This is a genomic window from Caldisalinibacter kiritimatiensis (genome assembly GCF_000387765.1).
Lineage (GTDB): Bacteria > Bacillota > Clostridia > Tissierellales > Caldisalinibacteraceae > Caldisalinibacter > Caldisalinibacter kiritimatiensis.
Genome location: NZ_ARZA01000092.1, coordinates 1 through 10816, shown reverse-complemented (window position 1 = coordinate 10816; position 10816 = coordinate 1). Strand labels below are relative to the sequence as shown.

The following is a 10816-nucleotide window of genomic DNA, read 5'->3' as shown; positions in this document are numbered from 1 at the left end:
ATCTAACAATATATATTTTTATTTATATTAATAAATTAATCCTCTTTTGTCAAGTTATTTTGTAAATATTTTGTTGTTATTTACTTCCATTTACCCATTTTCCTAAACTTATCATATCTCTCATTTAAAATGATGTTTATATCTTTGTTTTGCAACTCCACTAGTTCCTCAGTAATATATTCCTTTATATTTCTAGCTACAAAATCAACATCTTTATGTGCACCACCTAAAGGCTCTTTGATAATCTCATCTATAACATTTAATTCAAATAAATTCTGAGCAGTCAATTTCATTATGTCCGCTGCCTTTTCTGCTAATGATGCATCCTTCCACAGTATGCTTGAAAGTCCCTCTGGTGAAATAACAGAGTATATAGAATGCTCTAACATACACACCCTATCTCCTATTCCAAGGGCTAATGCTCCACCACTACCACCTTCTCCTATAACTACAACTATTATAGGTGTCTTTAATCTGCTCATTTCTATTAAATTAACTGCTATTGCTTCTCCTTGTCCTCTTTCCTCAGCTCCTAATCCACAAAAGGCACCTGGAGTATCAACAAACATTATTACAGGTCTATTAAACTTTTCTGCTTGCTTCATAAGTCTTAGAGCCTTTCTGTATCCTTCTGGATGGGGCATACCAAAGTTTCTCTTTATATTTTCTTTAGTATCCTTCCCTTTCTGGTGCCCTATTACTGTAACAGGTGTGTTATCAAATAAACCAATCCCACCTACAATAGAACTGTCATCTGCAAAATGTCTGTCTCCGTGGAATTCTAAAAAGTCTGTTATTATTCTTTCTATATAATCTAATGTTGTTGGTCTTTCCTGCAATCTAGCTAACTTAACCTTTTGCCATGGAGTCAATTTGGAATATACATTTTCTTTCATGTTTATAACTTTATTTTTAAGTACATCTATTTCACTGTTTAAGTTAACATTGTTATCTGATGCAAACTTTTCTAATTCCTCTATCTTATTTTCAAGCTCTAATATCGGCCTTTCAAACTCTAGGGGATTATTCATCTTTGCCACCCCCTAATGTATGAATATATAATATCTTGTATAACATTTCTTTTAATTCCCTTCTATGCACTATCTTATCTATAAAACCTTTTTCCTTTAGAAATTCTGACCTTTGAAAACCTTCAGGTAGTTTTTGTCTTATTGTTTGTTCTATTACCCTAGGGCCCGCAAAACCTATCAAAGCTCCAGGTTCTGCTAATATAATATCTCCAAGCATCGCAAAGCTAGCAGTAACCCCTCCAGTTGTTGGGTCTGTTAAAACTGAAATATATAATAAGCCCTCATCTGATAATCTACTCAATGCTGCTGACGTCTTAGCCATCTGCATAAGGGACAATATACCCTCCTGCATTCTGGCTCCACCTGAAGCTGAAAATATAATCAAAGGAAATCTTTTTTCGACAGCGTTTTCTATTGCCCGGGTAATTTTTTCGCCTACTACACATCCCATACTTCCCATCATAAAATTAGGCTCCATAACACATATTACAGTTTTAATTCCATTAATTTTTCCTTCTCCTGTAACTACACCTTCTACTTCATTAGACTTATTCTTTGCTTTATCGAGTTTGTTCTGATATTCAGGAAAATTTAGTGGATTACTTGATTGTAAATCTTTATCATATTCTATAAATGAATCTTTATCTACTATCAGGTTTATCCTATCCCTAGCATTAATTCTAAAATGATAATCACATTTATTACATGTATATAAATCATTTATCATATTTTCTTTTAGTATAGGTTCACCACATTTTTTACATTTAACAAATAATTCTTCATTAAAGTCTTGGCTTTTTTTCTTATCTACTTCTTTTTTCTTACTGACAGGTGGTTTACTTCTTTCCTTAGCTTTACTTATATTAATCGTGGCATATTTTTCTTTTCGAAAAAGGTCATGCAGCATGTATTTTCACCTCTCGATTATAGTTCATTATTCATTATCTCTTTTTCTATAAAGGAAGTATTGATTTTATTGTTTATAAACTTTTCATTGTTTAGTATCTGTCTATGGAATTCTAAATTTGTTTCTATACCTAATATTACAGTTTCATCTAAAGCTCTTTTCATTCTATTTAAGGCTTCATTTCTGTCTTTTCCCCATACTATTAACTTTCCTATCATAGAATCATAGGTAGCTGGAATGTTATATCCGCTATATAAATGACTATCAATTCGTACTCCATTTCCCCCAGGAGCAAAATACTCTTCTACAAGTCCTGGAGATGGTCTGAAGTTATTAATGATATCTTCAGCGTTTATTCTACATTCTATTGCATGTCCATTGAATTTAACATCCTTTTGTGTAAATTGAAGTTTTTCTCCAGCTGCTATTTTAATTTGCTCTTTAATTAAATCTACATTTGTTATTAATTCCGTTACTGGATGTTCAACCTGTATTCTTGTATTCATTTCTATAAAATAAAAGTTATTATATTTATCCAATAAAAATTCTATTGTTCCCGCATTTACATAATTAACAGCTTTAGCTGCTTTTAATGCTGCCTCGCCCATTTTTTGTCTTAGTTCATCATCCATTACTCCACAAGGTGCTTCTTCTAATACCTTTTGATTACGTCTTTGTAATGAACAATCCCTTTCTCCTAAGTGAATAACATTTCCATGTTCATCTGCAAGTATTTGAAACTCTATATGTCTTGGTTCCTCAACAAATTTTTCTATATACATAGAATCATCACCAAAGGCAGCAGAAGACTCTGACTTAGCCATGTTAAACTTGTTTATAAAATCTTTTTCTTCATAGACTATTCTCATACCTCTACCGCCACCGCCGCTTGCTGCCTTTATCATTACAGGAAATCCTATCTCCCTAGCTATATTTAGAGCTTCGTCTGCTTCAGTAGTAGCTTCCTCTGATCCTGGAACTACTGGTACACCAGCTTCTATCATTGTTTTTCTTGCCTCTGATTTATTTCCCATCTTTTCGATATGCTCTTTTTTTGGTCCTATAAGCTTTATATCATGTAATTCACACATTTGGGCAAACTTTGGATTTTCAGATAAAAAACCATATCCAGGATGTATAGCTTCTGCTTTTGTCGCCTTTGCAGCACTTATTATATTCTCTATTTTTAAATAACTCTTTGTTGAAATAGCAGGACCTATACATATAGCCTCATCTGCCATATGCACATGTAGCGAATCTTTATCAATATCAGAATATACTGCAACTGTTTGTATTCCTAATTCTTTACAAGCTCTTATTATCCTTACTGCAATTTCTCCCCTGTTGGCAATAAGTATCTTTTTAAACATAGGTAAACTTACCTCCTAATTTTCATTAACGGTTGTCCATATTCTACAACTTCTTCATTTTCTACTAATATCTCAACTATTTCGCCCGATACTTCACTTTCTATTTCATTCATTATCTTCATAGCCTCTATAATGCACAGAGTTTGTCCTTCATTTACTTTATCTCCTACTTTTACAAATGGGTCTGCTCCTGGGCTTGGTGCTTCATAATAAACCCCTACTATTGGTGATTTAACTACAAACAAATCCTCTTCCTCTACTGCAGCTATTTCTATTTCTTCCATCTTTTCTTCTATAGGTTGTTGAATATTTGCAGTTTTAATTTCCGTATCATTTACCTCTACATATGTAGGCTCATTGCCAGCTGATTTAGAAATACTAATCCTTGTATCCTTTTCTTCAATCTCAACCTTTTGTATGCTCGTTTTATCAATAGTTAATATCAACTCTGTTATTTCCTTTATATTCACTACTAACTCCTCCCACTTTATTGTCTAGTTTTAGTACCAGGTAATAAAATCTGTTTATATTATAACATATAAGAAATAGGTTTAGCAAACTATACTTAAGGTAATTATTAGAAATTTAAAATTGAAAATGTAAAATGTAAAATTATAAAATAGAGAAGCACAAAGAAAAAAATACAAATATATATGCTAAAAAAGAAGAAAGGAACGTATGAGATGAGAAAGAAAGCTTCTGGCTATTAGCTGCTAGCTATCAGCTTAAAAACATCCAAATTATTATGTGTATGAGCGTTTTTTATTTTTATGCAATATCTTAACTGTAGTTATCAAATCAAAATAGATTAAGTCTACTAAGTAAATTTATTAGGTGATAGGAAAAAATTTAGTTTACAGTTCTTAACGAAAGGCGAATAGTGATTGGCAAACATCTAAAAACTAAAAATCCGTGACAGAGTACCTTTCTCTGTCACGGATTTTATATATTACAAATTATTTATTTCTTCAACAAAATGACATGCCACAAAATGCTCATTTCCTAAATCCCTTAGTTCAGGTTGCTTATTGAAGCACTCATCTTTAGCATAAGGACATCTCTTAGCAAATCTACATCCTGGTTCTGGATTGATTGGTGAAGTAATTTCACCTTTTAATAAAATCCTTTCCTTTTTATGCTTTAAGCTTGCCACTGGTATAGCTGATAATAGTGCCTTTGTATAAGGATGAAATGGGTTTTTGAATAATTCCTTAGATGACGCTTTTTCAACTAGCTGCCCAAGATACATAACCGCTATATCATCTGAGAAATGCTTAACAACTGATAAGTCGTGGGTAATAAACATATATGTTAATCCTAACTCATCTTGTAGGTCTTGCATTAAGTTAAGAACCTGAGCTTGGATTGAAACGTCTAATGCTGATACGGGCTCATCACATACTATAAACTTAGGATTTAACGCTAATGCTCTAGCTATACCGATTCTTTGTCTTCTTCCTCCATCAAGCTCATGGGGATAAGCATTAACAAGTCTTTCTGCTAATCCAACAGTTTCCATTAACTCTTCTACTTTTTTATCTAATTCCTTTTTATCCTTTGTAATATTGTGTATAATTAATGGCTCAGCTATTATTTCACTAACAGTCATTCTTGGGTTTAATGATGCAAAAGGGTCTTGGAAAATAATCTGCATTTCTCTTCTAAGCTTTCTCATCTGCTTTTTATCATAATTTAATATGTTTTTACCTTCAAATATTACTTCTCCATCTGTAGCATCTAATAATCTTAAAACCACTCTTCCTGTAGTTGATTTACCACATCCTGATTCTCCAACTACTCCTAATGTCTTTCCTCTTTCGATAGAGAAGTTAACTCCGTCAACTGCATGTAGCATACCCTTTGGAGTTTTAAAATATTTCTTAAGGTTCTTTACCTCTAGAATTTTATCTGCCATTATTCTACCTCCTTCGGATTAACAAGACCCTCTTGAATTAAACATTTAACTTTATGTCCGTTTCCAATGTCAGTAACTTTAGGTTCTTGTTTAGCACATAATTCAGTAGCATACGGACATCTTGGATGGAATTTACATCCAGTTGGCAGATCTGTTGGATCAGGCATTAAACCTTTTATTGGATTTAATCTATCAGCATCTTCATCAAGCTTAGGAATAGAACCAAAAAGTCCCATTGTATATGGATGCTTTGTATTTTCAAATATAGCTTCGATTGGACCGTACTCTATAATTTCTCCTGCATACATAATAGCAACTTTATCAGCAACCTCTGCTACTACTCCAAGGTCGTGCGTAATCATAATTAATGCTGTTCCAAATTCATTTTTTAAATTATTCATTAAATCAAGAACCTGAGCCTGAATTGTAACATCTAATGCTGTAGTAGGCTCGTCAGCAATTAAAAGCTGTGGGTTACATGCTAACGCTATCGCTATAATAACCCTTTGTTTCATACCACCAGAGAATTGATGCGGATAGTCATTTGCTCTAGCTTTTGGAATACCAACAAGTTCTAACATATCTCCAGCTTTTTTAATAGCTTCTTGTCTTGAAACGTTCTGATGTATTTCTATAACCTCAGCTATTTGGTCTCCTACTGTTAAAACAGGATTTAGTGAAGTCATTGGGTCCTGGAAAATCATTGATATTTTATTACCTCTGATTCTTCTCATTTCTTCTTCAGAGATTTCTAATAGATTTTTATCTTCAAAGATTATCTCTCCACCCATAATCTTTCCTGGAGGATTTGGTACTAATCTCATAATACCTAATGCAGTAGTTGTTTTTCCTGCTCCAGTTTCTCCAACTAGACCCAATGTTTCTCCTTTTTTAAGTTCAAAATCTATATCATTAACAGCTTTTACTACACCTTCATCTGTTATATACTGAATGTTTAAACCCTTAACTTTTAATAATTGATTATTCTTCATTTCAAGCACTCCCTTCTATACTACTGCTTTAATCTTGGGTCTAAAGCATCTCTTAAACCGTCCCCTAAGAAGTTTAGCGCAAGTATTGTAATCATAATCGCTAAACCAGGGAATGTAGTTACGTGCCATGCATATCTTAAATATGCTCTACCTCCAGCAAGCATTGCACCCCATTCAGGTGCTGGTGGCTGAATACCTAGTCCGATAAAGCTTAGTCCTGCTGTTGAAAGAATAGCTCCTGCAACTCCTAACGTACCTTGAACTATAACAGGTGCTAATGCATTTGGAATTATGTGTTTGAAAATTATTCTTGAATCACTTGCTCCGATAGCTCTAGCCGCTTCTATGAACTCTTGGTCACGAATAGATAATACTGATGCTCTTACAATTCTTGCATATTGTGGTACTGAAGATATACCAACCGCTATCATTAAGTTAGTTAAATTTGGTCCTAAAGCAGTTACTATAGCAATTGCTAATAAAATACTAGGAATAGCTAAGAATACGTCCATAATTCTCATAATTACGTTGTCAATTTTACCACCATAAAAGCCTGCAATAGAACCTAATATTCCTCCGACTAATATTGATATACCAACTGCTATAATACCAACAGCTAATGATACTCTAGCTCCGTGTACAAGTCTTGCAAATATATCTCTACCGAACTCATCAGTTCCTAACCAGTGGTCAGCACTTGGTCCCTGTAATCTTTCTTTAAGATTTTGCTTAATAACTACTTCTTCATAATCAGCAATATAATCAGCACATATTGCGGTAAGAGCAAGTACCGCCAATATAGCTAAACCAACCATAGCCATTTTATTCTTTTTTAATCTTCTCCAAACTTCCATCAATTGACTTCTTTTCTTTCTCTTAACCTTAGATTGCCCTGCACCTTTATCTTTAACGGCTACATTTGTCGCCATTCTATTACCTCCTTTTCATAGCCTCGTTAAGTTTAGTCTTATTTATATTGAGACTTAATTCTTGGGTCTACGTAAGCATATAATATATCTACTAATAGGTTCACAATACTGAATGTTACAGAAACGAATACAACTGATGCTAACACCATTGGAGTATCCTTCTGTCTAATAGCATCTACTAAAAGTCTACCAACTCCAGGCCACGAGAATACAGTTTCTGTTAATACCGCACCACCTAATAAATAACCGAATTGTAAACCTACAATAGTAATAACAGGTATAAGTGCGTTCTTTAATGCGTGTTTGTTGATAACTTTTTTCTCATGAACACCTTTAGCTCTAGCTGTTCTTATATAGTCCTGTCTGATAACCTCAAGCATTGATGAACGCGTCATACGTGTAATAAGTGCTGCAGCACCTGTTCCTAATGTTATTGCTGGTAATATCAATGAACTTAATCCATTATCTCCTCCTGATGGTAGCCATCCAAGGGTAACTGCAAATATCAGCACTAACATTAGTCCTAACCAGAAGTTAGGCATTGAAACTCCTAATAATGCACCAATCATACTAAAATTATCAAATAATGAATACTGTCTAGTTGCAGATATAATACCTACTGGAATACCTATGATGATTGCAACTAATATACCTGCTACTGTTAACTTTAATGTTGCTGGGAATCTAGCAAATATCTCATCAAAAACTGGTCTATTTGACGTATACGACCTTCCAAAATCCCCTTTAACTGCATTACCTACAAATCTAAAATACTGTACAATAAATGGGTCATTTAATCCCATCTCTTCTCTTAACTGTTCTAATTTTTCTGGTGGAGCACTCTCACCAAGAATAATTTGAGCAGGGTCACCTGGAGTGAAACTCATTATTGAGAATACTATAAATGTAACCCCTAATAATACAGGGATAAGTAGTAATAACCTACGTCCAATGTACTTACCCATTTTATTCCTCCTTCCGACTAGTAAAAATTAAAGCTGTGTCATAACTTTATTAATATTTTTTAAAAATACTCTTGAAATCAAAAGCAGGACCATTAATTGGTCCCACTCATAGCTTTTTTATTTTTTATTCAAAATGAACATTGTATAAACTGTGATGTCCTGCTGGATGAATTTTAAATCCTTTTACGTTCTTTTGAATACCTACAGTTTCAATCTTATAGTGAGTTGGCACTAATGGTGCATCGTCAACTATAATTTCTTGAGCTTTTTTATAAGCTTCTTCTCTTTCTTTTGGATCTGTTGATGTTTTACCTTTTTCTAATAACTCATCAAGCTCTTTATTTTCATAGAAGAATCTGTTACCAGCAGCTCCTTTTGATGCACTGTGGAACATTGGATATAATCCATAGTCAGCATCTGCTGTAACTGTTCCCCAGCCTAAGAAGAACATTTCATGGTCTCCTGAAGCTGTCTTATCTATATAAGTTCCCCATTCGATTTGTTCAATTGCTACATCAATTCCAACTTCTTTTAACTGAGCTTGTACAACCTGTGCTATTTGATTAGCTTGTGAACCACTAATCATAATCTTAGTTTCAAATCCATTTTCGTATCCTGCTTCTTTTAATAACTCTTTTGCTTTTTCTGGATTGTATTCATATCCTTCTAACTGGTCATTATAACCAAATACTCTTGGTGCAATTGGTGATACTGCTTTAACACCGGCACCATTTAATACAGCTTCAATTATATCATCAGTGTTTATAGCATGGCTAATAGCCTTTCTTACTAATTTGTTATCAAAAGGTTCTTTTTCTACATTAAATCCTACATAGTACATAGCTAATGCTGGTTGTTTTAATAATTCTAAATCTTCATGATTAGCTACTCTATCTTGGTCAATTGGTTCAATACCATAAGCTATGTCAACTTCTCCTGTTTCAAGAGCGATTGTTCTATTTGTACCTTCTGGAATAACTCTATAAGTTATTTGTTTAATTTGAGATGGTCCTCTGAAGTAATCATCAAATCTTTCTAATACTATATTGTCACCTGCTTGCCAGCTTTTGAATTTAAATGGACCTGTTCCTACTGGGTTTTGTCCATAGTTGTCTCCAGCTTCTTTAACAGCTTTTTCGTTTAATATTGAAGATGCACTGTGTGCTAAGTGAGCTAATAATGGACCAAATGGCTCTTTTGTTTTAATTCTTACAGTATAATCATCAACAACTTCTACTGTATCAATCGCTTCAACTATGTGACTTACTTTACTTGATTGAAGCATTCTTTCAAATGTAAACTTAACATCACTAGCTTTTAATTCTTCTCCATTGTGGAATTTAACACCTTGTCTTAATTTGAATTCCCATGTTAAGTCATCTACTTGTTCCCATTCTTTAGCTAACCCTGGAACTATTTCCATATCTTCAGTAGACTCTACTAATGTGTTATAAATTTGTTTAGCTACATTTGATGATGTTGAATCATTAGTTGCATGTGGGTCTAAAGATTTTGCATCTGCACTTTGTGCAACCACTAATGTATCTTTTTCAACACCTGCTTGCTCATTTGAGCTCTGCCCGCATCCTGCTAATGCTAAAGCAAAAACCATAATAGCTGAGATTACTACAATTAATTTTTTGTTTCTTGGCATACGTTTTCCTCCCCTTGTCTTTAAAATTGATAATGTTTTAATAGAATAAATCTTAGCATAAAAGCTAATAAAAATGTAACTCTAGTAAGTATAATTATGCTGTCGAATAATACATAAGAACATCGAATAAGTTGAATTGACATTGTGCTTTAAGAAAGCTGCATTGTTTGAAAAGAGATGAATTTTCTAACAATTTTGCCAAACACAGCTTGGTTTGTTAACGTGATTTATGTCGACATCGTTATTTTAGCAAATAAAACACTGCGTTTCAATGCATTTTTATCAGCCTAGCTCCCCTGCATTGACATGAACGTTGAAATTTACACGTCTATTCACATTTTTAAATGTTTGTAATATAAATATAAACAAATTTTTAAAATATATGTTAAACTTGCATTTTCCAACGTTTGTATCACTTTTTGCTGAATTTATCTTTGTATGCATTTATATCCTATAATGTTTTTAAAAACTAATGATTGTGCATTAAAATTTTCAGACAACTGCAATGGTCATATGCTTATAAATGTAAATGTCGCAACCTTATTAATAATTAGATGAAGTAGACGCACAACAAAAACAATTAAAATTGAAAATTAAAAATGTAAAATTACAAAACGTGCAAGCAGACGTAAAAGAAAACGTAAAAAGAAACGTACTAAAAAACGTGTTAGTTGCAGAATAACTAAATGTACTTCCCTTTAATAAATATATTTTCTTATACAAGAACAAAGTCGATTTCGTCGATTTGTTAGTTAGTGGTTAGTAGCAAGTAGTTAGTAGCTTTTTAGTCAGCTCTTAGGTCTCAGTTTTTAGTTCCTAGCTCTTAGTTCTTAGGTTTTGGTCAAATACTCTTGAGGTTATACAATTATTTTCTCCATGCTCTAATCTCCGTATATAGCTTGATTATAGCATATACTGTAAATATATTTTCTTATACAATAAAAAAAAGCTGACTTCTTGTCAACTTTAGGAATGCTTGGAGCGGAAGACGGGATTCGAACCCGCGACCCTCGCCTTGGCAAGGCGATGCTCTACCACTGAGCCACTTCCGCA

9 protein-coding genes and 1 tRNA gene are annotated in these 10816 nt (G+C 33.3%); all 10 read right to left on the bottom strand.

The annotated features are described in order from the left end of the window. Nucleotides 1-80: 80 nt before the first annotated feature. The 10 genes from L21TH_RS04760 to L21TH_RS04715 all read right to left on the bottom strand — a co-directional run bounded on the left by L21TH_RS04760 (nucleotide 81) and on the right by L21TH_RS04715 (nucleotide 10815). Nucleotides 81-1031: an acetyl-CoA carboxylase carboxyltransferase subunit alpha gene (locus L21TH_RS04760; RefSeq protein ID WP_006310654.1), complete on the bottom strand. Its 951-nt coding sequence runs from the start codon at nucleotides 1029-1031 to the stop codon at nucleotides 81-83. Next, entirely contained in the window at nucleotides 1024-1938 is a 915-nt protein-coding gene (gene accD / locus L21TH_RS04755) for an acetyl-CoA carboxylase, carboxyltransferase subunit beta (protein WP_006310653.1), read from the bottom strand. Before accD ends, L21TH_RS04760 begins: the two co-directional genes overlap by 8 nt. 17 nt (nucleotides 1939-1955) lie before the next feature. Continuing rightward, nucleotides 1956-3308 carry an acetyl-CoA carboxylase biotin carboxylase subunit gene (locus L21TH_RS04750; protein WP_006310652.1) on the bottom strand — a complete coding sequence of 451 codons (1353 nt, stop codon included), beginning with the start codon at nucleotides 3306-3308 and terminating at the stop codon, nucleotides 1956-1958. 8 nt (nucleotides 3309-3316) lie between these two features. Continuing rightward, nucleotides 3317-3778, bottom strand: coding sequence for an acetyl-CoA carboxylase biotin carboxyl carrier protein (accB, locus tag L21TH_RS04745; RefSeq protein ID WP_006310643.1), 462 nt, complete (start codon nucleotides 3776-3778; stop codon nucleotides 3317-3319). 479 nt (nucleotides 3779-4257) lie between these two features. Beyond that, nucleotides 4258-5223, bottom strand: a complete 966-nt coding sequence (locus L21TH_RS04740; RefSeq protein WP_006310641.1) for an ABC transporter ATP-binding protein — start codon at nucleotides 5221-5223, stop codon at nucleotides 4258-4260. Then, nucleotides 5223-6215: an ABC transporter ATP-binding protein gene (locus L21TH_RS04735; RefSeq protein WP_006310639.1), complete on the bottom strand. Its 993-nt coding sequence runs from the start codon at nucleotides 6213-6215 to the stop codon at nucleotides 5223-5225. Before L21TH_RS04735 ends, L21TH_RS04740 begins: the two co-directional genes overlap by 1 nt. Before the next feature lie 20 nt (nucleotides 6216-6235). Continuing rightward, nucleotides 6236-7144 (bottom strand): ABC transporter permease, encoded by a 909-nt coding sequence (locus L21TH_RS04730; RefSeq protein ID WP_006310637.1) that lies wholly within the window; start codon nucleotides 7142-7144, stop codon nucleotides 6236-6238. A gap of 38 nt (nucleotides 7145-7182) precedes the next feature. Continuing rightward, entirely contained in the window at nucleotides 7183-8109 is a 927-nt protein-coding gene (gene nikB / locus L21TH_RS04725; RefSeq protein ID WP_006310635.1) for a nickel ABC transporter permease, read from the bottom strand. A 124-nt stretch (nucleotides 8110-8233) separates the two neighbouring features. After that, complete coding sequence (locus L21TH_RS04720; protein WP_006310633.1) at nucleotides 8234-9763, bottom strand: glutathione ABC transporter substrate-binding protein; 1530 nt, start codon at nucleotides 9761-9763, stop codon at nucleotides 8234-8236. Nucleotides 9764-10740: 977 nt separating this feature from the next. Then, nucleotides 10741-10815 (bottom strand) — tRNA-Gly (locus L21TH_RS04715). Between the last annotated feature and the right edge of the window lies 1 nt (nucleotide 10816).

Excerpts from the sequence above, each read along its gene's own strand:
- L21TH_RS04735 (WP_006310639.1), bottom strand. The coding sequence starts at position 6,215 with ATGAAGAATAATCAATTATTAAAAGTTAAGGGTTTAAACATTCAGTAT.
- L21TH_RS04760 (WP_006310654.1), bottom strand. The coding sequence starts at position 1,031 with ATGAATAATCCCCTAGAGTTTGAAAGGCCGATATTAGAGCTTGAAAAT.
- L21TH_RS04750 (WP_006310652.1), bottom strand. The coding sequence starts at position 3,308 with ATGTTTAAAAAGATACTTATTGCCAACAGGGGAGAAATTGCAGTAAGG.
- L21TH_RS04740 (WP_006310641.1), bottom strand. The coding sequence starts at position 5,223 with ATGGCAGATAAAATTCTAGAGGTAAAGAACCTTAAGAAATATTTTAAA.
- nikB (WP_006310635.1), bottom strand. The coding sequence starts at position 8,109 with ATGGGTAAGTACATTGGACGTAGGTTATTACTACTTATCCCTGTATTA.
- L21TH_RS04730 (WP_006310637.1), bottom strand. The coding sequence starts at position 7,144 with ATGGCGACAAATGTAGCCGTTAAAGATAAAGGTGCAGGGCAATCTAAG.
- accD (WP_006310653.1), bottom strand. The coding sequence starts at position 1,938 with ATGCTGCATGACCTTTTTCGAAAAGAAAAATATGCCACGATTAATATA.
- L21TH_RS04720 (WP_006310633.1), bottom strand. The coding sequence starts at position 9,763 with ATGCCAAGAAACAAAAAATTAATTGTAGTAATCTCAGCTATTATGGTT.